Annotated in this window: 25 protein-coding genes; 19 read left to right on the top strand and 6 right to left on the bottom strand. The window is 65.8% G+C overall.

What is annotated here, in order from left to right:
* Positions 1-17 precede the first annotated feature (17 nt).
* On the top strand, positions 18-515 hold the full coding sequence (locus FDA94_RS14585; RefSeq protein ID WP_246059889.1) for a sigma-70 family RNA polymerase sigma factor: 498 nt from the start codon (positions 18-20) through the stop codon (positions 513-515).
* Positions 512-1,585, top strand: coding sequence for a hypothetical protein (locus FDA94_RS14580; protein WP_137247602.1), 1,074 nt, complete (start codon positions 512-514; stop codon positions 1,583-1,585). Before FDA94_RS14585 ends, FDA94_RS14580 begins: the two co-directional genes overlap by 4 nt.
* Before the next feature lie 4 nt (positions 1,586-1,589).
* Here FDA94_RS14580 and FDA94_RS14575 read toward each other — a convergent pair whose 3' ends face one another.
* Positions 1,590-2,660 (bottom strand): calcium:cation antiporter, encoded by a 1,071-nt coding sequence (locus tag FDA94_RS14575; RefSeq protein ID WP_137247601.1) that lies wholly within the window; start codon positions 2,658-2,660, stop codon positions 1,590-1,592.
* A gap of 207 nt (positions 2,661-2,867) precedes the next feature.
* Here FDA94_RS14575 and FDA94_RS14570 point away from each other — a divergent pair, with 207 nt between their 5' ends.
* From FDA94_RS14570 to FDA94_RS41120, 4 genes are all read left to right on the top strand, one after another.
* A complete protein-coding gene (locus tag FDA94_RS14570) occupies positions 2,868-3,869 on the top strand; it encodes an NBR1-Ig-like domain-containing protein (RefSeq protein ID WP_137247600.1) in 1,002 nt (333 codons plus the stop codon).
* Between the two features lie 115 nt (positions 3,870-3,984).
* Complete coding sequence (locus FDA94_RS14565; protein WP_137247599.1) at positions 3,985-4,398, top strand: spore-associated protein A; 414 nt, start codon at positions 3,985-3,987, stop codon at positions 4,396-4,398.
* Positions 4,399-4,535: 137 nt separating this feature from the next.
* Positions 4,536-5,597 (top strand): AAA family ATPase, encoded by a 1,062-nt coding sequence (locus FDA94_RS14560; RefSeq protein WP_137247598.1) that lies wholly within the window; start codon positions 4,536-4,538, stop codon positions 5,595-5,597.
* Positions 5,597-7,363 (top strand): vWA domain-containing protein, encoded by a 1,767-nt coding sequence (locus FDA94_RS41120; protein WP_137247694.1) that lies wholly within the window; start codon positions 5,597-5,599, stop codon positions 7,361-7,363. The genes FDA94_RS14560 and FDA94_RS41120 overlap by 1 nt, the downstream gene beginning before the upstream one ends.
* Positions 7,364-7,368: 5 nt before the next feature.
* Here FDA94_RS41120 and FDA94_RS14550 read toward each other — a convergent pair whose 3' ends face one another.
* On the bottom strand, positions 7,369-7,959 hold the full coding sequence (locus FDA94_RS14550; protein ID WP_137247597.1) for a TetR/AcrR family transcriptional regulator: 591 nt from the start codon (positions 7,957-7,959) through the stop codon (positions 7,369-7,371).
* Between the two features lie 75 nt (positions 7,960-8,034).
* Between FDA94_RS14550 and FDA94_RS14545 the strand changes: the two genes are divergently transcribed.
* Both FDA94_RS14545 and FDA94_RS14540 read left to right on the top strand, forming a co-directional pair.
* Positions 8,035-8,868: an SDR family oxidoreductase gene (locus tag FDA94_RS14545; protein WP_137247596.1), complete on the top strand. Its 834-nt coding sequence runs from the start codon at positions 8,035-8,037 to the stop codon at positions 8,866-8,868.
* A 204-nt stretch (positions 8,869-9,072) separates the two neighbouring features.
* The gene (locus FDA94_RS14540; RefSeq protein WP_137247595.1) at positions 9,073-9,507 is read left to right on the top strand and encodes a hypothetical protein; all 435 of its coding nucleotides are present in this window, start codon (positions 9,073-9,075) and stop codon (positions 9,505-9,507) included.
* Between the two features lie 69 nt (positions 9,508-9,576).
* Here the strand turns inward: FDA94_RS14540 and FDA94_RS14535 are convergent, their stop codons facing one another.
* On the bottom strand, positions 9,577-9,999 hold the full coding sequence (locus tag FDA94_RS14535; protein ID WP_137247594.1) for a MarR family winged helix-turn-helix transcriptional regulator: 423 nt from the start codon (positions 9,997-9,999) through the stop codon (positions 9,577-9,579).
* A gap of 83 nt (positions 10,000-10,082) precedes the next feature.
* Between FDA94_RS14535 and FDA94_RS14530 the strand changes: the two genes are divergently transcribed.
* The 4 genes from FDA94_RS14530 to FDA94_RS14515 all read left to right on the top strand — a co-directional run bounded on the left by FDA94_RS14530 (position 10,083) and on the right by FDA94_RS14515 (position 15,438).
* On the top strand, positions 10,083-11,177 hold the full coding sequence (locus FDA94_RS14530; RefSeq protein ID WP_170990934.1) for an aminoglycoside phosphotransferase/kinase family protein: 1,095 nt from the start codon (positions 10,083-10,085) through the stop codon (positions 11,175-11,177).
* Positions 11,178-11,755: 578 nt separating this feature from the next.
* On the top strand, positions 11,756-12,118 hold the full coding sequence (locus FDA94_RS14525) for a hypothetical protein (RefSeq protein WP_137247592.1): 363 nt from the start codon (positions 11,756-11,758) through the stop codon (positions 12,116-12,118).
* Positions 12,119-12,905: 787 nt separating this feature from the next.
* Positions 12,906-14,114 carry an ApeA N-terminal domain 1-containing protein gene (locus FDA94_RS14520; RefSeq protein ID WP_137247591.1) on the top strand — a complete coding sequence of 403 codons (1,209 nt, stop codon included), beginning with the start codon at positions 12,906-12,908 and terminating at the stop codon, positions 14,112-14,114.
* Between the two features lie 280 nt (positions 14,115-14,394).
* A complete protein-coding gene (locus tag FDA94_RS14515; protein WP_137247590.1) occupies positions 14,395-15,438 on the top strand; it encodes a DUF4238 domain-containing protein in 1,044 nt (347 codons plus the stop codon).
* A gap of 83 nt (positions 15,439-15,521) precedes the next feature.
* On the opposite strand, the gene FDA94_RS14510 is transcribed toward FDA94_RS14515, so the two are convergent.
* Positions 15,522-15,800 (bottom strand): winged helix-turn-helix domain-containing protein, encoded by a 279-nt coding sequence (locus FDA94_RS14510; RefSeq protein ID WP_137247589.1) that lies wholly within the window; start codon positions 15,798-15,800, stop codon positions 15,522-15,524.
* Between the two features lie 194 nt (positions 15,801-15,994).
* Between FDA94_RS14510 and FDA94_RS39145 the strand changes: the two genes are divergently transcribed.
* Together FDA94_RS39145 and FDA94_RS14505 are read left to right on the top strand one after the other, a co-directional pair.
* Entirely contained in the window at positions 15,995-16,210 is a 216-nt protein-coding gene (locus FDA94_RS39145; RefSeq protein WP_170990933.1) for a hypothetical protein, read from the top strand.
* A complete protein-coding gene (locus tag FDA94_RS14505; protein WP_137247588.1) occupies positions 16,191-16,826 on the top strand; it encodes a hypothetical protein in 636 nt (211 codons plus the stop codon). Before FDA94_RS39145 ends, FDA94_RS14505 begins: the two co-directional genes overlap by 20 nt.
* Before the next feature lie 426 nt (positions 16,827-17,252).
* Here the strand turns inward: FDA94_RS14505 and FDA94_RS14500 are convergent, their stop codons facing one another.
* Together FDA94_RS14500 and FDA94_RS14495 are read right to left on the bottom strand one after the other, a co-directional pair.
* Entirely contained in the window at positions 17,253-17,816 is a 564-nt protein-coding gene (locus tag FDA94_RS14500; protein ID WP_137247587.1) for a DEAD/DEAH box helicase family protein, read from the bottom strand.
* Positions 17,813-18,844 (bottom strand): P-loop nucleotide/nucleoside kinase family protein, encoded by a 1,032-nt coding sequence (locus FDA94_RS14495; protein ID WP_137247586.1) that lies wholly within the window; start codon positions 18,842-18,844, stop codon positions 17,813-17,815. The genes FDA94_RS14500 and FDA94_RS14495 overlap by 4 nt, the downstream gene beginning before the upstream one ends.
* A gap of 230 nt (positions 18,845-19,074) precedes the next feature.
* On the opposite strand from FDA94_RS14495, the gene FDA94_RS14490 reads away from it, so the two are divergent.
* The 5 genes from FDA94_RS14490 (at position 19,075) to FDA94_RS14470 (ending at position 22,176) form a co-directional block, all read left to right on the top strand.
* Positions 19,075-19,440, top strand: coding sequence for a hypothetical protein (locus tag FDA94_RS14490; RefSeq protein ID WP_170990932.1), 366 nt, complete (start codon positions 19,075-19,077; stop codon positions 19,438-19,440).
* Between the two features lie 148 nt (positions 19,441-19,588).
* A complete protein-coding gene (locus FDA94_RS14485; RefSeq protein WP_137247584.1) occupies positions 19,589-19,795 on the top strand; it encodes a hypothetical protein in 207 nt (68 codons plus the stop codon).
* 9 nt (positions 19,796-19,804) lie between these two features.
* Positions 19,805-19,996 (top strand): hypothetical protein, encoded by a 192-nt coding sequence (locus tag FDA94_RS14480; protein ID WP_137247583.1) that lies wholly within the window; start codon positions 19,805-19,807, stop codon positions 19,994-19,996.
* Positions 19,997-20,047: 51 nt separating this feature from the next.
* A complete protein-coding gene (locus FDA94_RS14475; RefSeq protein ID WP_137247582.1) occupies positions 20,048-20,395 on the top strand; it encodes a hypothetical protein in 348 nt (115 codons plus the stop codon).
* Between the two features lie 35 nt (positions 20,396-20,430).
* The gene (locus tag FDA94_RS14470) at positions 20,431-22,176 is read left to right on the top strand and encodes a helix-turn-helix domain-containing protein (protein WP_137247581.1); all 1,746 of its coding nucleotides are present in this window, start codon (positions 20,431-20,433) and stop codon (positions 22,174-22,176) included.
* The last annotated feature ends 124 nt before the right edge of the window (positions 22,177-22,300 follow it).

The raw sequence follows: 22,300 nt of genomic DNA, 5'->3' as shown, positions 1-22,300 counted from the left end.
TCGGGCGTTCTATAGACATGACGGGTGACATGCTCCAGGAGTCGGGCGATGTTCTGGTCACCCTCTATCGGGAGAACAGGCTCGACCTCATCCGGCTCGCGCTGCTGCTGGTGGGCGACCGGGAGACCGCCGAAGACATCGTCCAAGACGTCTTCGCCCGGCTGCACGGCCGCCGGCCGGGCGTGCTGACCTTGGCCTATGTCCGGTCGAGCGTGCTCAACGGGGCGCGCTCGGCGCTGCGCCGCCGCAGGGTGGCCCTGCACAAACCGCCTCCGGCGCTCGTGCCGGCCGAGTCGGCCGAGACGGCGGCGCTCTTGGGCGAGACCCGCCAGGAGGTGCTGACCGCGGTGACCCGGCTGCCCGCCCGGCAGCGGGAGACGCTGGTGCTGCGCTACTACCTCGACCTGTCCGACGCCGAGATCGCGGACGTGACCGGCCTGCGCCAGAGCACGGTCCGCTCGACTGTCATGCGGGCGCTGAACCGCCTCGAACGAGAGCTGAGGGCGTCGGGATGAGCGACATCGAAGACCTGCTGAAAGACGCCTTCGCCGCGAAGGCCGCGACCGTCGCCGACGACGGCCTCACCCACCCCGTGCCGCCGCCGCACCGGTCGTTCTCACTGCGCTGGCTCGCGCCGGTCGCCGTCGCGGTCTCCCTCGTCGTCGTGGCGAGCGGCATCATGCTCGCGGTACGCGGCCTCGCCGACCGGCCCGCACCCGCCGGGCCGTACGCCGCCCCGCCCGCCGCCCCCATCGAGCGGGTGTGGCCGCAGGCCGTCCACCAGGTCCCGGCCGACGGCCCCGGCGGGCTCGCGTTCACCCCCACCGACGTCGTCGGCGACCTGGTCGTGGGCAAGGGCGAGCAGGAGACGATCCTCCTGTACGACCTGACGCGCCGCGCCTTCAGCGTGCTGGCGACCGTGAACGCGTACACGACGAATCTGATCGCGGGCCAGGGGCACGCCGTCTGGTGGAGCGGGGGCGCCCTGTGGTCGGTGCCGCTGACCGGCGGCGAACCCCTGAAGCTGGCCGCCCTGGAGCCGTCGCCGTCGTCGCTCACCGGTCTCGGCATCGCCAACGGCATGGTGGTCTGGTCGACGGTCGACTCGCCCGTCCGGCAGGTCCCGCTGTCCGGCGGCGGCGTCAGCGAGGTGCCGGACTCGACGGGATACGTCCTGATGGAGTGGCCGTGGGCGAGCCGGGGCCGCGACGAACTGCTCAACCTCCGCGACGGCTCCCGGCCGACGGCGTCCGTGCCGCCCGGCCGGACGGTCTGGTTCGGCTGCGGCCCCGAATGGTGCGCCGACCTGCTGGAGGCGTGGCGACGCGACGGCACGGCCGCCCGGCCGTTCCCCGGCCGGCCGTCGGCCCGGCTGTGGGGCTGGCACGTCGTCCACCTCATCCAGCCCGACCCGAACGGCGAACGCGGCTCGGCGCTCTACGACCTGGCCAGCGGTAAGGCCGGGCACATCATGCTCTATCCCGGCCCGAGCGGCGGCGTCCCGAGCCTGGTGCTCGGTGACCGGGCGACCTACTACCGGCAGGGCGACACGGTGACCGTCATCGACATGGACGCCCTGCGCTGACCGCTCAGGGCACTGCGGCCAGGAACAGGTAGCTGCCGCACAGCGCGAGGTGCACCCCCGCCTGCAGCAGCGTCGCCCGCCCCAGCAGGACGGTGAGCGTGCCGACGACGGCGGTGAGCATCAGCAGCACGATGTGCACCGCGCCCAGCCCGAGCATGAGCGGCCCGGAGAGCCAGATCGAGGCCACCGCGATCGTCGGGATGGTCAGCCCGATGCTGGCCATGGCCGACCCCAGCGCGAGGTTGAAGCTGATCTGCGTGCGGTCGCGCCGCGCGTTGCGGGCGGCCGCGAGGGTCTCGGGCAGCAGCACCAGCAGCGCGATGACCACGCCGACCACCGACGGGGGCAGCCCGGCGGCGAAGACGGCGTCCTCGATGCTCTTCGACTCGACCTTCGCCAGCCCGACGACCGCGACCAGCGCCAGGACCAGCAGCCCGAGACTGGTCAGGGCGGTCTTCCCGGACGGGACGTAGGAGTGGAAGTCGTCGTCGCCCTCGGGCACGAAGTAGTCCCGGTGCCGGACGCTCTGGACGAAGACGAACAAGACGTACAGCCCGAAGGACACCACGGCGGCGAAGACGAGCTGCGGCCCCGAGAACTCGGGCCCGGGGTTGCTGGTCGTGAACGTCGGCAGCACCAGCGACAACGTCGCCAGCGTGATGACGGTGGCCAGCGCCCCGGCGGTCCCCTCGGGCTTGAACGGCGCGGTCCCCCGCTTCAGCGCCGAGACCAGCAGCGACAGGCCGACGATGCCGTTGCAGGTGATCATCACCGCGGCGAAGACGGTGTCACGGGCCAGCGTGGCCACCCCCGGACCGCCCGAGAGCATCAGCGTGACGATCAGCCCGACCTCGATGACCGTGACCGCGACCGCCAGGATCAGCGACCCGAACGGCTCCCCCACCCGATGCGCGACCACCTCGGCGTGGTGGACGGCGGCCAGCACGCACCCGGCCAGCAGCAGTACCACCACAACTTCGACGAGCGCGGGCAGCCCCCGCCCCCAGACGGCGACGAGCGCCAGCACTGCGACGGCCGGGGTGATCGACGCGGCCAGCCTCACCTGGGCGTTCACCTCACTCTCCACTTCCGCTGCGGAGAGTGAGGTTCACAGCCCATGCGAACACGGATAGTCACCATTGCAGCATAGGAAGCCCAGGGGCGGTCCCCGATCGCGGCGCGGCCACGGATTTCCACAGGGCGCTTCTTACCGCGACCGGTCAAGTTCGGTGTTGGGTAGTGTCGGCGGCCGAGTCGATGATCCAACCGGGCAGGGGGCCAGTTGAGAGACGCACAGGGAGACCGGCGCGGACGCAGACCCAACCGTCCCGATCCCGACGCGGGCCCGGTCGAGGCGTTCGCCGACCGACTGTGGCAGCTCAAGATCGCGGCCGGCGACCCGTCGTTCGCCGAGATGTGCGCCCAGGGCGCCGCCGCCTCGAAGTCGTCCCTCGCCGCGGCGGCCCAGGGGCGAACCTTGCCAAGCTGGGCCGTGACTTGGGAGTTCGTCCGCGTTCTCGCGGTGGGGCGGCTGGGGCAGGATCAGGCGGCGACCGAACGGGAGTGGCGAACCCACTGGACGAGAACAAAGGCGCTCACCGACCTGACCGCCCTCGCCTCCCACCATCAGGGGGTCGACCCGCCCGCTCCCGAAGGCGTCGCGCCATCATCCGCAGTCTCGGTCCCTTCCACCGATCTCGCACCGTCCCCCGCGGAATCCGCCGCTCCCCAGGGCAGTCCGTCACCATCCACAAGCCCGACCGCGCGTGCATCGTCCGAAGGCCCCGGCGCCGGGGATCCGGAGCCGGTGGCGTCAGGCCCGCGAGCGGTTTCGAGGTTTCGGCCGAAGGTTCTGGCCGCCGCCGTCGTGGCGTGCGCGGTCGTCGTGGCCGGGGTGTTCCTGTTCAGCGGCCGGTCGCCGGAGCCGTCCGTGGCGACCCCCATCGCCCTCGACGAGTCGGTCTTCGAGGCCGATGTCACGATTCCCGACGGCACCCTGGTCGGGAAGGGTGAGTCGTTCGAGAAGGTCTGGCGGATCAAGAACGCCGGCAAGGTCGAGTGGGCCGGGCGCTTCCTCATGCGCGTGAACGACACCCTGTGCGCCGCACCCAGAAAGGTCGGAGTCCCCCGCACCCCGCCGGGGAGCTCGGTCGACATCCGGGTGACGGTGGAGGCGCCGAAGACGGCCGGCGCCTGCAAGATCTTCTGGAAGATGGTGGACGCCGAGGGCCGTCTCCTGTTCCCCGACAAACGCCCGATCTTCCTGGACGTCCGAGTGAGCTGACCTGCGGTTTCATTTGTCCAATGTCCAACGGACAAATGCCGGACGGAGATCGCTACCGGTTGGACGAAAGCCCGTGCCAGCGTGAAGCGCAACGGAAGCCATTGGAAGGGGACCAATGAAACTCGTCAAGAAGGCCACCGTCACCGCCGCGTGCGCCACCGCCGTGCTCGCCGCGACCCTCACGTCCGCCCAGCCGGCTCTGGCCGCCTCCTACGGCGGCGAGTGCGGCACGGGCTACGGCGTCGTCAACTCGGCCCCGATCGGCACCAAGGGGACGGTGTTCCTGACCTACAACTCCTCGACGGGCAAGAACTGCGTCGTCGCCAAACGGAACAGCGTCGGCTCCCGGGTCCTGGTCGAGGCCGGGCTGGGCCTCCACCCGGTCGGCACCCACTGGCCGCAGTACGACGGCGGCAACTACACCTCCTACGCGGGCCCGATCTACATCTCGGCGGCGGGCCGCTGCGTCGACTGGATGGGCCGCATCACCGGAACCGAGGGCGGCAAGCGCGGCACCAACTGCGGCTGACCAGGGCGCCCGCGGGGACGGACGGCCTGGGGGAACGGCCCGAACCATTCAAGGCCGGCCCTCAGGCCTCCCAGCGTCGCCCACACCGCATATAAAACCGATGGCCGGAGATCAGGTGATTCGAGAAGCTGGTGCGTATGCAGGCCACCGTCACCGTCACGCCGGCCGCGCTTCCCGAGGTGTTGCTCAACGTCGCCCTGGTGCGTCCCGTCTTCCTCTGGGGTGCCCCCGGCATCGGGAAGAGTTCACTGGTCAGGGCGTTCGCCGAGTCGCTGGGGCTCGAATGTGTGACGCTGCTCGGCACCCAGCTCGCGCCCGAAGACCTCATCGGCGTGCCACAGATCGTCGGCGACCGCAGCCGGTTCGCGCCGCCCGAGTCGATCGCCCGCGACGAGCCCTACTGCCTGTTCCTCGACGAACTCAACGCCTCCTCGGCCGAGGTGCAGAAGGCGTTCTACTCGCTCATCCTCGACCGGCGGATCGGCACCTACGAGCTGCCCAAGGGGTCGGTCGTCATCGGCGCGGGCAACCGGGCCACCGACAACGCGCTCGCCCGGCCGATGCCGTCGGCGCTGGTCAACCGCATGATCCACCTTCACCTGCGGGCTTCGGTCGACGACTGGCTCGTCTGGGCCTCGGCCAACGGCGTGCACCGGTGGGTGGTCGACCATCTCGTACAGCGGCCCGATCACCTGTGGAGCCCGCCGCCGAAGACCGAGGAGCCGTTCTCCACGCCGCGCGGGTGGCACATGCTCTCTGACGCGCTGCACGCCTACGGCGAGGCCGTCGACGGCGACACGCTCGCCGTGCTCGCCCACGGCATCCTGTCGCCGGTGCACGCGTCGGCGTTCCGCGCCTACGTGAAGACGGTCAGGCACGCCTTCGACCTCGACGCCGTCCTCAAGGGCGAGGTCGCCTGGCCGCGCGACCCGCAAGACCGCGACCTGCTGTTCTTCCTGTCGGAGGCGTTCCGGGCCCGGCTGGCCAAAGACCTGCCGGCGTCCAAGAAGCACGCCTCCCCCGCCCTGCAGAGGCTGGCGTTCCGGGCCAAGGCCCTGCTCATCGAACTGGCCGAGATCAGTCTCGAATGCGCCCAGTTGGTCATCGCGACCGACGACAACGGCGTCCCGGTGCTGCCGTCGTGGTTCCTCATCGAGGTCGGCCGCGACCTGCCTCGCCTGGCGGCGGCGCGGGCGTGATGGCCAAGCAGCGCAAACCCGACCCGTGGCGCGTCGCCGTTTACCTAGGCTGGCGCGACGCCGCGCAGCACCCGCTGTTCCGCACCCTGCGCATCGGCCTGACCGACGACGAAGACCTGCCCAACGGCGTCTGGGCCGACATCCAGCCGGACGCGGTCCGGTTCAATCCGCGCATCCGGGCCGAATCGGACCTCTGGGCCTGGGTCTTCGCCCACCTGTTCCTGCACGCCGGCTTCGGCCACCTCGACCCGCGCACCGCCGAACCGGGCGACCTCGACCGCCCCGTGGGCCGAAACAGGCGACGCGCCCCCAAGGTCCACTACCAGGCGGCCTGCTGCGTGGCCGTCGACCGCTTCCTCACCTCGGTCGGCATCGGCCGCCCACCCCGCCCGCTGCCCGACCTGCCCGCCGAAGACGAGGCGACCCTCGCGCGCCGCTGGTCGGCCGGCGTCCCGGCCGAATACGCCCCCGGCGACCACCCCGACTTCACCGTCGGCACCGAACGGGAAGCCGACTGGCACAAGTACCCCGCCGAACTGGCCATCGGCGTCTCCTCGGCGGCGACGGCGGCCGTCACGGTCGCCTCCGGCGGCGACCCGATCCGCCGCAAGCCGCCGTGGGAGCTGGCGCTGGGCTGGTTCGTGTCGTCATATCCGCTGCTCGGCGCCCTGGCCGCCGGCCTGAAGATCGTCGCGGACGCCGACGTCGCCCGAGGCTGGCAGATCGCGATCGCGGCCGTCAACGCCGAAGCCGGCGAGATCTACATCAACCCCCTCCGCGACCTGCCCGCCGAAGAGTGGCGGTTCGTACTGGCCCACGAGATGCTCCACGCCGCCCTCCGCCACGGCGACCGCGTCGGCGGCCGCGATCCGTACCTGTGGAACGTGGCCTGCGACTTCGTCGTCAACGGCTGGCTCGTCGAGATGAACGTCGGCGAAATGCCCGAAGGGCTCCTCTACGACCCAGATCTGAGAGGCCTGTCCAGCGAAGAGGTGTACGACCGCGTCAGCACCGACCTGCGCCGGATGCGACGTTTGGCCACCCTCCGCGGCAAGGGCCTCGGTGACCTCCTGAACGAACCCGCCACCCCGGGCAGGTACGCCGACCTCGACGCCTACTACCGCAGCGCCCTGGCCAACGGCCTCGAATACCACCTGTCCGCCGGCCGGGGCGACCTCCCCAGCGGCCTGGAACAGGAGATCCGCGCCCTCGACCAGCCCCCACTGCCCTGGGACGCCCAACTGGCCCGCTGGTTCGACGAACACGTGCCCAGCCCGACCCGCAAGCGCACCTACGCCCGCGCGTCGCGCCGCCAGTCGTCGAGCCCCGACATCCCCCGGCCCGGCTGGATCCTGCCGGAGGAGGTGGTGCGGCACGCGACGTTCGGCGTGGTCCTCGACACGTCCGGGTCCATGGACGTCCGCCTCCTGGGCAAGGCCCTGGGCGCGATCGCGTCCTACGCGCTGGCCAGGGACGTGCCGCAGGCGCGGGTGGTGTTCTGCGACGCGGCGGCGTATGACGCGGGGTACCTGCCGGTGGAGACGATCGCGGGGAAGGTCCGGGTGCGCGGGCGCGGGGGGACGGTGCTGCAGCCGGGGGTGAACCTGCTGGAGCGGGCCGACGACTTCCCTCAGGGTGGGCCTATTTTGATCATCACCGACGGGTGGTGTGACGTGGTGCGGGTGCGTCGGGAGCATGCCTACCTGGTCCCCGAAGGGGCCTCGCTCCCCTTCCGTCCACGCGGACCGGTCTTCCGGATGCGGTGATCGCGTCAGGCGACCTGATCGATCCAGGTGAGCAGGCGAGCGCCCTCGCGTTCCATGATCCCCGGGTCGCGCAAGGCGTTGGCCAGCAGAGACATGCCCTGATAGGCGCCTACGAGGGTGACGGCCAGCCCGTCGGGGTCCGGCCGGCCCAGCTCGCGGAACTGGCGCTCGACCCAGGTGAGCAGTAGCCGGATGACCTTGCCCGCTTCGACGTCCAGGCCGCCTTCATCGCCTTTGTCCAGCTCGACGGCGAGCGTGCCGGTCGGGCAGCCGTAGCGGGCGGCGAGGTCACGCTGGCTCACCCAGGCCGCGATCAGCCCTTTGAGGCGCTCGCGGGGGTCGGAGAGCCGGTCGAGGTCGCCGGTGAGCAGGTCGAGCTGCCGAGCGTGCTCGGAGAGCGCGGCGGCGACGAGCTCGTCCTTCGTCTTGAAGTAGTAGTAGACGTTGCCGACGGGCACCTCGGCCGCGCGCGCGATGTCGGCGATGGTGGTGCGCTCCGCGCCCTGCCGGTGCATGACTTCGGCCGCCGCCCTCATCAGGCGCCGGCGCTTGGCACTGGCCGTCCGGACGCGGGCGGGCTCCTTCAAGTCAGTCACCTGACTAACTCTAGGGCATCGACCCGTGCTACGGTCTCCATAAGTGAGTCAGCCAACTAACTCAAAGGAATTCCCATGATCGTCGTCACAGGCGCCACCGGCAACGTCGGACGCACGCTGGTCCGCATCCTCGCCGACCAGGGGCACGAGGTGACCGCCGTCGCCCGCCGTATCACCGAGGCGGACGTGCCGCCCGGCGTCCGCGCCCTCGCGACCGACCTGTCTCAGCCGTCCGCCGACCTTCCTGCCGAAGCGGACGCGATCTTTCTGCTGGTCGGCGGAGAGTTGATGATGGCCGGCAACGCCGCCCAGGTCGTGAGGCCGTTGGCCGATTCCGGCCGGATCGTCCTCCTCTCGTCCCAGGGAGTGGCCACCCGCCCGGACTCTCCGTCACACGGACAGGCCCTCGCCGCTTTCGAGCAGGCCGTCATGGCCTCCGGCACCGACTGGACGTTCCTGCGGCCTGGCGGCTTCGCCTCCAACGCCTTCGCCTGGGTGCCGTCCGTCACGGCCGGCCGCACGATCGCCGCGCCTTTCGGCGACATCGGCCTCCCGGTCATCGACCCCGACGACATCGCCGCGGTGGCCGCCGTCGCCCTGACCCAGCCCGGCCATGAGAAGACGACCTACGAACTGACCGGCCCCGCGTTGACCACGCCACGCCAGCGGGCAGCCGCCATCGGGGACGCCATCGGCGAACCCGTCACCTTCAGGGAGCAGACGAGGGAGGAGGCCTATGCCCAGATGATCACGTTCATGCCTGCGCAAGTGGTGGAGACCACCCTCGACATCCTCGGCACGCCGACCGTCCACGAGCAGCGGGTCAGTTCTGACGTCGAGAAGATCCTCGGTCGTGCGCCGGCCACCTTCGCCGACTGGGCCGACCGCAACGCGTCCGCATTCCGCTGATCGAGGGTTCACTCACTCCGGGCCTATGGCTGCGAAGGTCGGCGCGGACTGCTGCCCAGTCGATCGCCGGTTCACTCGATCGACGTGCTCTGCTCGGACGTGAATTGCACAAGCGTCCGTCCGATATGGCTGAAGCGTTTCCGGTGAGTAGCACGGTCAGCCCGAACCAGATGATCGTCAGTTGACGCGCCCTAGCCTTGGCGCATGCCGCCCTGTCTTGACGTGTACGTCTGGATACCCGAACGCAGGCCCGGGATCTTCGGCCGATTCATCGAGAGCTACGTCGCCGATCCCGGGGAAGACCATCGGTTGCAGGCATTCACACGGACATACGTCCTGGGAATCACGACCGAAGCCGATGCCGACGAAGGCTTCTCGCTCTACCTGCGAGGTCGAGAGCATTATCAAGCCATCATCTGCGTTGCTCGCGACGGTGCCGCCGTGCTCGGTCTCAGCGTCGAAGCCCCGGACAATCGACAAGAAAGGCTCACTCAGGCCGCGAAGCTCATCGAGCAACTCCGTCGACAGTTCTCCGCCCCCGCCGGGCTGGCCGGAGTCGAACTCCCTCCGCCCCGGGACCATGCGGAGTGGCAGGAGGAATTTCAGGTAGAACTTCGAGTGGGCGCAGTCCCCACCTAAGACCACATACAGAACCGCTGCTGCCGAAGGCGGCTTGAACCCATGAAGCCCCGCCGGGGCTCCCGCGGGCTACCCACCCAGCTCCGCCAGGACGGCGCGCGTGGTGGCCCACCGTCGAGGGCCGACCCGCTCCCGCCACTCCCGCTCAAGTGCCTCGATGGCGGCCGAACTCGCCTTCTGCAGTTCGACGCCCCGGGCCGTGGGCACCACGAGGCGCACCCGCCGATCACGCGGGTCAGGCAGGACGTGTACGAAGCCCTCCCGCTCCAGGGTCGCGACGAACTCACCCATGGCCTGCTTGGTCATCGACGCACGACCGGCCAGGTCGGTCAGCCTGATGCCGTCGGCGGGCATCAGGTCCATGACCCGCAGAAAGGAAACCCGTAGGCCGGGCGCGTGGTCGGCCACCACCTCGTCCATGACGCGCTTGGCTTCCCGCAGCGCCCGGTCGAGGAGCGCGATCACGTGCTCGGGATCGCTGGCCAAAGTCATAAGGTTACCTTACTATCTACATTAGTCAGGTAACCTTATCTTCGGAGCGCGCCATGTCGACCCGTCTGCTCGGCTCCGCCTCCGTGAGCGACGCCGAGTTCGCCGAGATCGTGAGCCGGGCCCTCGGCCGCCCCGCGGCCGTGAAGGATTGGTCGGCGGAGGTCGTCGACTATCCACTCTTCGGCTCCCCGTCCACCGGCGCACTCTGGCGGATCCACGGCGTCACCGATGACGGCGAGCCGTTCCGCATCTTCCTGAAGGTCGTCCAGAGCCCCCGGCACTGGCCCCACCTGCACCTGTTGCCCGAGCACACCCGCCAGCGCTTCGTCGACGACTTCCCCTGGCGGACGGAACTCGCGGCATGGCAGCCCGCTTTCCTCGACCACCTGCCCCCCGGCCTGCGCGTCCCTCACCTCTACCGCCTCGCCGAACTCGGCGACGACCGCGTCGCCGTGTGGATGGAAGACGTCCAGCAGAGCACCGACGTGTGGGAGGTGCCGCGCTTCGCCCGAGCCGCCCGGCTGCTCGGAGGCTTCGCGGCCGGCCGCTCGAATCCCGACCTGATCGCCGGGGCCGACTGGCCACCCGGGTTCGGCCTGCGCATGTACCGGCACGCCCGGCTGATGGGCGCGCTCCCCCAACTCGAGGACGACGCCCTGTGGGCACATCCCGTGGTGACCGCCTCGGTCGACGAACACCTGCGAACGGACTTGCGGACCCTCGCCGGCCGGATCGACCAGATCTTGGACCGGCTCGACCAGTTGCCTCAGGCGCTGCCACACGGTGACGCGAGCCCGCAGAACCTGCTCGTGCCATCGGACGAACCCGAGACCTTCGTCGCCATCGACGCCTCCTTCCAGACGCCGCATGCGATCGGCTTCGACCTCGGCCAGCTCCTCGTGGGCTTGGTCCATGCCGGACAGTTCCCGGCCCACCGACTGCCCGAGCTGGACGAAGTGCTCACATCGTCTTTTCGGGATGGGATGGCCGAGCGGGGAAAGCCGTCGGCATCCAGCGATATCGCCTATGGATTCCACGGCAGCCTCGTCATCCGCTCCGCGTTCACGGCCCTGCCCTGGGAGCGACTCGAGGGGCCATCCACTCCGGACCTCATAGCCGACTTCAGCGAACGCGCCCTGCTCACCCGGTTCATCGTCGACCGCGGATTGGCGCTGTAGATCACGGGTCAGTCCCGCCGAAACGCCTCCGCACCCACGCGATTGTTACCGCGCACACAGTCACGCGGAAGATCAACGTGCCATCTATTGGCCGAAGCCACTCGCCACATCACGTCAGCCTCGCATGGAGCGCGTGCGGGCAAAGCCCTCACACCAAGGATTCGAGCAGAGCGGGAGTCGCCCAAGCGAGGCCTGGCCTACGAAAGCGCGCGCGAGGCGAACGCCCTCTCGCATGGAGGGTTCGGGAGGTCGTACTTCGACCGACCGTGGCGGCTGCCCTTTGAGTAGGGGTGTCAGCTATGAGCCGTTCCGAGAGTAGAGCTATGGGAATTTAACTCCACACCCCTACGATGCGAAGCCACTTGAGCAACCTGCACCGTAACTTTTGGGCCGTTGACCTGGGGCAAAGCCCCTTCCATGATCGGCGGCGTCCTCCGGTGTGCGCCTTTTTCGTCACTCAGTTTGTCACTCACCCCGCATGCCCTAACCTCTGGTCCTCATTTAGCCTGAGAATCTGTGGCCGACGGCAGAGGTGGCTGCGACAAAGCTGCTGCCGCAGCTCCTGAGGAAGGACGACAGTGAAATTTTCCACCTATGCTGAGGTCTTCACGTCAGAACATCCGCTGGCCGAGGCTTATGCCAGGGGGCAGATGAGGGTGCCCGGGCATCTTCTGCAAGACGTACTCGATGAGACCGGCGGCCGCTACGAGGTGACCATCGAGATAGGGTTCCGAATGAAAAAGGCCCTTCGGTTGGCTGCCGAAGCCACTCGGGATGAGCGACTCGCCACCCTCGCCGAACAAACAGAGGTGACGGTCTCTCTGGAGCATCTACGGCAACACGACCCGCTCTCCACGCGAATTGTGTACGGGTGCAGCCTAGATCGTGAACCAACAGATGGCGACCTGCCGGGGTTTGACGCTTATATCGATCATCCGTGAAATCGCAGACTGCTATCAAACCTGCTCTGGGCACTTGCAGAGAATCCGTGCTGCTAGTTCGACACTCACCGGCCGCCGAGTCGCCAAGCGCTCAAGCCAAGAAGCAACCTTCCGGACGCAGTCACTCAATTAGCCACTCGGAAGATCAAAGAGACATGTCGCTGGTCTTTGGCACAGCTTGGAGTCCATCGATCCGAGCGAAGCGAGGCCCTGCCAAGGAGCGCGAGGGGCGGAGCCCTTCGCCAGGGAGCAGAGCGACCCCGGAGCGACAGCGACGCCGGGGACGCGCAAGCGGACCGGGGGGAGCGCGAGGGGGCGAAGCCCTCTCGTATCGGGGGTCCGGGGGTCGCCCCCCGGTGTAAACGACGAACGGCCCGTGGCAGCCGCCCCAAAGGGGCGTCAACCACGGGCCGTTCCGAGAGTGGAGCTATGGGGATTTGAACCCCAGACCCCTTCGATGCGAAGCAACGCCGGTCAGTCGACCTAGGTCGAGATGAGTCGGAGGGGTTTTCCCTTACCTGCACCGACAACCTGAGGGGGTCACGGCGGGCACGAGGGAGTCAGAGGTCATTGGCTCCCGAAAGTGGCTCCCGTGGCTCCCGCAGCTTGGGCAAGCATCGCATGGCTAACAGGCCAGCCCAACCGACAGCACTCGGACCGACAAGCACAAGCCTCCCAGGCTCGAAGCCTTCCTGACGCACAAGCGACACAGATGCCTCAACCGCCGTGAACTGTACATAGCGACTCGATGAGGACGCTATATCCCGAGGACAGCCATTGCCCGGTCATGACAGACTTAGGACAGGAACTACGTAAGGATGTCATGTCCGTCAAATCAAAAGAAATGCTAGCCGGCTGCATTGGCTATTTCTGGCCTTCGGATGACGGAGTCATAAATACCGAAGCAGAACCGGAACGAGGCTACATTCGCACATTCGAGGATGGAACTATTTCCCTCGACACACTGAACGAGAATCTAGACAAAGAACATTGGTACGACAACGAAGATGCTCAATTCCCGCAGGCGATCGCTGGAGCAACAGAGCACGGCGGCATAGCACTTCTAAATGTGTTCCACAGGGGCGCAAACACCGCATACGGAGGAACAAAAGCATCAATCCATCATTACAAGGCAAGATCTGCGATTATTGGAATGGACTTTACTACCACACGAAGCACAAGCATAACCGAAGGAAGGGTATTCTTCCCTAGTGCGGCCAGATGGGCGGGAATAAAGACATCCGAAGAGATTCCAACTTTCGACGAAGATCGACGTTATACGGGATTTACGCTCAACGTAACGCAGGCTCCGGTACAAGAGGTGGCTGTCTCGGAGGAGATCACGCTTTTTATAACAAGCCACTGGGAATTCACTGGGCCCGAAGGCCAACGGACCGTACGCGCACCACTAGAGGTGGGATGCCGTAGCACGAAACCTCTCCATCTGGGCTCCCATCTAGGTCCTCTTACTCGCATCCAAGATCTAATTAATTTGGCCTTTCAAAGCTTCACTCCGGCAAGCGGAGGGAGGGTGATCATGGCCGATGATCCAACTCCCGCTGAGACTCCACATTTGTGGAACTCAAACCTGATGACAACTCCCGCCTTCGCCGTGAACTCAAAGCCCTCATCGGTTCCGCTGTTTTCTCTATCCGCTCTGGGTGGCGTGGATAGCCTCCCTCGCTGGATTCAGGTCTGCAAAGAGCACCCACGATCAGTCGGCCCGATAATCAACCACTTCAGACGGGGCAGCCTATCCCCCTTCTCTCGAATTCTGGAAGTAGGTGCTGGAATTGAGAATTGGGTTAATAGTCATGCTCGAACATCGTCATGGGCCAAAGATAAAACAGTGACGCATGCCCTCGCCAAACACATCGGCGACCCGTTCGAATCGTGGGTCGGAGGCGATATTGAGAAGTGGGCGGATATCTTCTGGGATTCCTATAACTGTACGAAGCATCAACCCTCCTATGCGCCGGACCCCCGCGATGTATGAATCCTGGCCGAGAGTGGATCGGCACTTCTTACCAGCGCAATACTTAATACAGTCTCAGGCGACGGGAAACCCGCAAAGCAGGTCCTTGGCGGACATCTACTCTACAATCTCTCCGAACTCGTGCGCGACTTCTTGCCTAGTGCCGTACCAAGCGACACCTACCGAAAGAAGAAGCAGAAGAAGAAATCCACGCCCCCCGGAAAAGTGATTCTCTGATGACTTTCCGGTTAGATATTTCGACCAAAATAATCTGATCATCAGAACAAGGGGGTCATTGGCTATGAAGGACCGTCACCACGCACCTCGCAAACAACGACGTAAGCGGCATCACTACTTGCCAGAGTCCTATCTATTGTCGTGGGCAGACGACAGGGAACAAGTGATGGTCCGCCGAAGAGATCGGAATCAGCCCTTCCCATCAGCTATTACCAATGTAGCCGTAGAAGCTGGCCTGTACGCCATTCCCACTCCAGATGGACCGGACGATTCCGTGGAAGTAGCCCTTTCAGATATCGAAGGTCCTCTGAGCAATCATTTGGCAGTGTTACGCGAAGAACGGACCCCATCAAAAAATAGCGATACTCGTTGGGAGATTAGTTACCTGATCGCTTTGCAGCTAGTGCGGACACCCGAGCACATGGGGCGAATGATGTTCCCAGAAGCGGCAGCGAAATCCACAGGCGAATCCCCCATAAGTCGCAACGGTATGCGCAGATTTTTAGCAGAAAGATATCTGGGAGAGGATCCCGAAGAAGGCGAACTTCAAGGTGCCTTGACTTTCGCAAATTACCTCCTCTCCAAGGAGGCGCCCACCAAGGAAGAAATTATGGCCAGCGCATTTCGTCTAGCAGAAGAGGAGTACGCACCACGACTCACGAAGATGGCCTGGAGTGTCGAACGAAGTCCTAAGCACCCCTTTATCACTACAGATAGACCTGTCGCTGCCTGGAGGCGTGACCCACACAACCTCGAAAGGATAGGCGCCGGCCTAGAAAGCGCGGACGAAGTACACTTTCCACTTGGTCCAAATGACTTGCTGGTTCTTCGTCCACGTTTCCCCGAAAAGCGTTACATCGTTGAACCCGAAAGGGCCAAGCAAGTCAACCGGCACCTATCAACGTCCTGCTACCAAATGGCGATTAGCCGTCTGGACGACGTTGACGAACTTACACGAGTTCCTCTCAGCCACATACGTCCTGCATTGCGCTTTAACTTGGGCCCACTGTTCACGGAAGGAGTTAATGGCAATCTATTGCCAACCGGACGAGAGATCCTCCACATGTATGTTCCATATGGTGACAACACCCGCAGAGGCTCGACGTGAACATGACGCGCCCAACAATCTAGATATTAAACGACCTGATGTAACTGATTCCTCAGCCAGCGCACAGGTATCCGGTTGAACCCTCAGCCGGTAGGAGGATCGATGTCTTCCGGGCGCGCAACGTAGGTCCCTTTCGCCGCTAGGGTGACAACAAGCCTGCGCCCACGGAGTTCCTCTATTGCGCGGCGAGCTGTCCCAAGGGCAACTCCATACTCCGCAGCAAGGTCACGCTCTCCCGGAAGCCGCATGCCCGGCACAAGTTCACCAGCCAAGATCCGCGCTGCGATGTGGTCGGCTACTCGCGCATAGACGTACGTGGCGGGCCCAGGTGCGTCAGGGTCGTACGGCGGCACAGCGCTCATGCTGATCACCCTAGAACGCTCCTGAGCTGCATAGACATGTATGACGCGGCATGCCGCTATACACCGCTCTATATGCCGGTCTATGCTCTGCGGCGGGCGGTGACGAGCCCTGGGAAGGTCCGCACTTCCACCTGATCAGGCCCGTCGGCTTCTGGCGTCACCCAAGGTCGGCGGGCCGCCCGGCATGGTGACGCATGACCCCTGACGTGCTCAAAGAGCTCTATCCAGAATGGACGATCTGGGAGTTGGCAGGCATCTGGTACGCCACCGGTTCCTGTTCAACCCCGACCTGCGGATGCCGCCGCACCCTTCACAGCCAGACGATCAACCGGCTCGCCGACGTCCTCGCGGACGGCACACGTCCACGTGACGGAGAGGAGGACGCTATAAATGACCCGCACCCGATCTGACCAGGCGTCGAAGATCCCCGTCCCCTACGTCATCGCCTACTCCGGCGAACTGGACACCTCGCCGATCAAGTTTGTGCGGAGCCCCATCGGTGGGCTGCGGCTCAGCTACGAGCATCCACACGAGGGAGATTGGCGTTACGGGGCCCTGTGCGCCCGCTCTGGGCAGTCACGCGAGGGCCGGCCCCAGTGGCGCAAGCTGAACACGCGCCGACAGTGGGACTGCATGGAGAACCTTCTCTGCCAGGTGTGCGGAAACCCCGCTCAGGACCGCGCGACAGGCCGTGTTCCCTGGATCGTCACAGACGCCGTGTTCCGTCGAGTCGGGGCTACCGGAGGACTCGCAAGCGCGCCCCCGACGTGCCTGAGTTGCATTCCGGTCGCGCTCTCTCTGTGCCCCCATCTGCACGTATCGCCGGCGATCTACATGGTCGGCAATTCAAGGCCCGCAAGTGTGCTCGCCGACATGTACACCCCGGACGCTGAGGGCCGTGCCTACTTCACCGGTGAGCACAATGTGGAACTCCCCCTGTGGGGCAGCACAAATCTGCCCTTCGCATTTGCTCACCAATTAGTCATGTTCATCAGCGAGATGACACCGATGAACGTGACCCAATGATCCTCCGGCGGGGCTGCTTTGAGGTCACCGCTCAATCAGCCTCGCCGGACGGGTGCGGGAATGACTATTTTCCTATTGCCCAGCTTGCTCCGTTGCAGATCTCTGGCCCATAGGAGTAGGTCTTTCCCATCTCGCTGGAGGCGATCAGAAAATTGGTTTCCTTCCCGCCGCACCAGTTCGCGGGGAAGCCTCTGGATGTTCCGTGTCCAGGAGCAAGAGTCGCGACTGCGGTGAGGCGCGACTTCACCTTCACCACGACGATCTCCTGACTGTAGTTGATGATGTGAAAAGACGCATCATCACGAGGCTGACAAGCGCTCAAGGTCACCGTGACGAGCGCTGCCAGTCCTACCGTCCATAGAAGAGTCCTACGCCTCAAAGCGCTCCAGCCCGGTGGTCACCATTAACGGCCATCGTCGCACGGCATCAATGATCATTCGTGATCTTCAATGCCGTGACAATCGTTTGTGCGGCTTCTTTTGCATCTATGAGATGAGTCTCAATACAGATGTGGAACGTGTGCCCGTCGTCGTGGTTCCGGAGATCGGCAAATGTCTCGTCCCAAGCACGCAAGCGCTCAGGGGTGTCTAAGTCCCCCCGCTGACGCGAACGCTGTTCGCAGACCTCCCGGGGAACATGCAGCCGCACCCGGAACCACGTCTCCGGATCGCTCGCGCTGAGGGCCCGCACGTCCGGGATGTTCCCCATGTGGACAACGGGCGTCGCCCTGGCCGTGAGCATGGCCGTGACGTCGGCCTGGTCGACGGCGTAGACGTTGCCGTATCGGTGCGTCTCGACGGCTAGTCGCCCCTCCCCGCGTAACTCATCCAGCTGCTCCAGGCTCACGTGCTGATACCCGACCGACCGGCCGCCACCGACCTTGAGTTTCCTCAGGTACGTGAACCGCCCGTCGATCCGGGAGAGCGCGGCCGTGATCGTGTCCTTGCCACTGGCCGGGGGCCCGTACAGGATGATCGCCCGCAGCGTCATGGGAGCAGCCGGCGCAACGTCTCGCGCGTACGGTCGGCGGTGGCTATCGCCATCCCATAGCGGTTGTCCACCGTGACATGAACCCCGGGCGGGCTGTTCTCCGTGTCGATGGAGTTGGCGTAGTCATCCCAGTTCTGAAGCTTCCAGGTGTCGCGCGGCGCGGACCGGAACTCCATGTACTCACGCATGGAATCCACGTCGCACCGCACCCAGATAACGGCAACCTCGACGCCCTTGGCCGCACACCGGTTCTCCAGCCTCTTCAACCAAGCCTCTTGCTTGAGTTCGGAGATGAACGGCGCGGAGAGAACCGTGGAGACCCCACAGTCGAGATTGTCGTAAGCGGTCTCCATCAGACACCGATACTCCAACGGCCGGACCTCACTTAAATAAAGCTCTGAGTGCCGGTCGTTCGGATCGCCACCTAGAGAAACCAGAAGCCGTTCAGCGATTCCCCGCGTCATGGAGTCCTTGTCCAGGAACGCCCATCCGGTGATATCGCTGAGAAAGCGCGCGAACTCCGTCTTCCCCGATCCGGCATACCCGCCGACCAGGGTGAGCGTCTTCTTCTGCGAAGCCCCGATGACGAACCGCGACCCCCAGGCGTCGAGAACCCGCGCTTCGAGCACGGCCCGCATGGTCCCTTCGCCCTCGCTCACCCCGCTCGCGATGCGCTCCAGAGCTTCGGTTATGGCCCGCGCGGCCTCCTTCTGAAAGGCCGGCTCCGACACGATCCCCGGCACGTTCAGCACCGGCACTGAGCCGGACACGTCGCCAGGCTTGGCCCGGAACCCCAACGTGAACTCGTCGCTCTGATAGAGCAGCGAGTATGCGCGCCGGTAGTGGACGTGCGGGTAACTCTCCCCGCGCTCGTGCTTCCCGATGGTCTGGAAGTTCGCCGCGAGGTTCCAACTGTGCTGCTCACCGATGTTGCGCAACTGCTCGCCAGCCGCTTCGAGCGTCAGCCCGGCAGCCTCGCGATGTTCCCGCAGCTTGGACGGCTGCCACCCAGCATGCTTGACCTGCATCCGCCGGTTCCTCCTGTAGGTCACCGCTACTCGGGATGATCGGAAGTGCAGCCGCGATACTACGGCCCGACATAGGGCCAAGCCAGAGGAACGCCCAACTCGTCTAGTTCGCGTATAAACCCACTAGACGACAAGGCTAGAAACCGGGCTAGGGATTAGTGATGGGGGTTTTCACGGGATTTCGGTGAACTTGAGGCACGCCAGACAGAAGGGCTGGCGAACCTCAGGAGGTGATCCGAGAAATGACCTACGACCCCAATGAATTCCAAGCCCGCGAATTCGTCTCCGGATTGCGCCGGCTGGCGTATTTCCTCGAAAGGAATCGCGCGCTCCCCTCCCCGCTCAACGTCGACATGATCGTCTTCCCGCGAGGCGAGTCCGACGAAGCACGCTGCGCGGAGGTCACCCGGATCGGTGCCGCCCTCCGGAGCGAGGTCCACCACGACCACCACGGAAGCGGACACTGCCGGACCACCAAGAGTTTCGGCGGAGTCAGCTACACGGCCGTGGCCATCTCGACCAGAGCCCGCGCCCAATACGACGCACTCATGTCCTACGACGGCTCGATCCACCCGACCGACGCGGACGCGTGGTGACGAGCCCGATGCGCATCCCCGGAACACGCGGCCACCGATGCCGCTGCGGAGGAGTCGCCGATCTCGGCTCCATCGTCTGCCGCAAGTGCCTCGCCCGCTACCGCTGGCGCCGTCGCAAGGCCCCCTACCCCGGAGAGGAGAACGTCCCGTGTTTCTGATCATCGCGTTCGGTGGCGCGGTCGGCCTCGTGACCGCCGTCGTGGCCGTGCTGTGCATGTCCGCCGAGATCCGCCGCGACGACCGCACCCGCGTCAGCATCCACCACGCCCCCGACTCCGCTCCCTGCGCCATGACGCGCCGCGTCTCGGGTCTGGTTGTCCTCGACCCGTCGCCGGCAGCCCTGAGGAGGAGGTGAATCCCCTTGGTGGTCTCCGTCTCCCTGGTGCTGCTGCTCGGTGTCGCCCTGCTGATCGCGCTCCGCTACACCCGGCTCCGACTCTGGCACGCGGCGGTGAGCGTGGCGTTCGGCTTCTGTCTCGGCAAGTCCGTCGCCACGCCCGAGTTCCAGAACGTCATGAGCACGCTCGCCAGAGTCCTCAAACTCCTCATCGGCTGAACGTCCACATCGTCAACACTCCCGGGGCCACACGCCCCGGGAGGAAAGGAGGTGGTCACCACGTCGACCACACGACCCGTCCGACAGCCCGACCTTCAGGAGATCCGCGACCACCACGCCTACCTCATCCGCTTCGCCGACCAGCCGTCCGTGCGCCCCTTCGTCTCCGCTCTCCTCACCCTCCCGCACGGGTCGGCGTTCGCCGGCGTCCTCATCGCCGTTCCCGACCTGTGTGACGAGATCGAGCGACTTCACGAGACCTTGACCGCGCTCCGTCTCGACCACCACAACCTCATCGCCGCCGCTCGTGCCACCCTGGCCGCCGACCACGACGGCGAACCCGATCCGCTCTACTACGTGCGAGACGAACTGTCCGCTCAGCGGGGCGAAGCTCCGTGAGGGCCCGTCATCTGTCCCGCTCCCAGGTACGCCGCATGCGCCGCTACGGCGTCGAGCCCATGTTGATGATCGACGCCAACATGCAGTTCGGCCCGCTCGCCGTGACGCTCATCGTGTCGTGGCTGTGGCGACGACGTTCGGAACTGGGCCCGCTGCTGATTTCCGGACTGACCGTGCTCACGGGTGCCACCGTGCACGTCACCCGCCCGGAATGGGCTCAACCGATCATCGTCACTACAGGCGTCGCCGTCGCCCTGGTCGCGATGCTCGGAGGCACGGCGCTCCGTCTGCGCGTCAGCGAACGCGTGTACGCGGCTCTCGTCGTCGCCTGTACCGGGAGCTGGATCGCCTTCGCCTCCGCGCACGGCCCGTTCAACTCGCCGATGCCCGCACTCCTCGCAGCGGGAACGCTGGTCCTCGCGTTGCCGTGGTGGGTCCACCGTCGCCGCCGTACCCGTGTGCGGGTAGAGCGCACGCTGGCCGCGTGGCCGGAGATCTCCCACGCCATCGGCCTCACGGGCTCCCGCGTGCAATCGGCGTTCGTCGACCTGTGGGGCTACCGCGCCCGCATCGGCCTCGCCCGGGGTCAGACGGTGGAACATGCCATGGGACGCATCCCCGAGATCGAGTCGGCGTTGGGCACCCGCCGTGGTGCCGTGCGCGTCCAGCCGATCCCCGAGAGAGCCAATCGGATGGAAATCCGGGTGATCGAGACTGACCCTCACGCCGACGCCATCGGCTGGACCGGCCCGTCCGTCACCTCGATCACCGACCCGATCGAACTGGGCGTCTTCGAAGACGGCACCCCCGTGCGGGTGTCGTTCCTTCGCCGGCACGGCCTGTTCGGCGGAGTCTCCGGATCGGGCAAGAGCGGCGGACAGAACGTCCTACTCGGCAACCTCACCGCATGCGCCGACACGATCGTGTGGGGCGTCGACCTCAAACGCGGCATGGAACTGCTCCCGTGGGCATCCTGCCTCGACCGCATCGCCACCACTCCACGGGAAGCCGAAGCCCTGTTCCGCGACGCCGTCGCCATCCTCGACGCACGCGCCGAGACGCTCGCCATGCAGGGGTTGCGCGTCTGGGAACCCACCCCAGACGCACCCGCGCTCGTCATCATCACCGACGAGTACGCCGAACTGTCCGACGAAGCCCCGGTAGCACTGGCACACGCCGACTCGATCGCCCGACGTGGCCGCGCACCCGCCGTTCAACTCGTCATCGCCACCCAACGCCCATCCCAGAAGACCATGGGCAACAGCGCCGTCCGCTCACAGATGGACATCAGAGTCAGCTACCGCGTCCGCGAACGCCGTGACGTCGACCTGATCCTGGGCCAGGGCATGCACAAGGCCGGCTGGCACGCCGACAAGCTCGACGCCCCCGGCAAGTTCCTCATCAGCTCACCTGAGCACGACATCCCCCGCCGCGCACGCGGCTACCTCCTCGAAGACGACACCGTTCAACGCGCCGCACAACGTCACGCCGACCGACGCCCCACGCTCGACGAGGTATCGCGCCAGGCGCTCAACAACGTCCACCCCGACGAGCCACGCGAACAGCCCAACCGCAAGAACGCGCACGACGCTGACGCGGCGCTGCTGGCCGCTCTCGACGACGCGCCCGACGAGGGAATCGGATTGGCCGATCTGCTGAGAGCGACCGGCATGAGCCGCGCCACGCTCTACCGCCGTCTCGCCCAACTCGAAGACGAGGGACGCGCCCAGCAGACGAGACGCGGACGCTGGCGCGCGACCGACAGTAATCACAATCCGTAATCGTCTCAACGTCTCAATGTCTCATCGTCTCGCGCGCGTCTGCACATAGGCGTGAGACGAACTCTGAGACGAACCCGTGAGACAAACACAAACCGTAACCAAGAGAGGTGATCGCCAGACGACA

It is taken from the genome of Herbidospora galbida (assembly GCF_005233835.1).
Taxonomy (GTDB): Bacteria; Actinomycetota; Actinomycetes; order Streptosporangiales; family Streptosporangiaceae; genus Herbidospora; species Herbidospora galbida.
The sequence above is the reverse complement of the archived record's forward strand: the minus strand, read 5'-3'. Positions and strand labels throughout refer to the sequence as shown.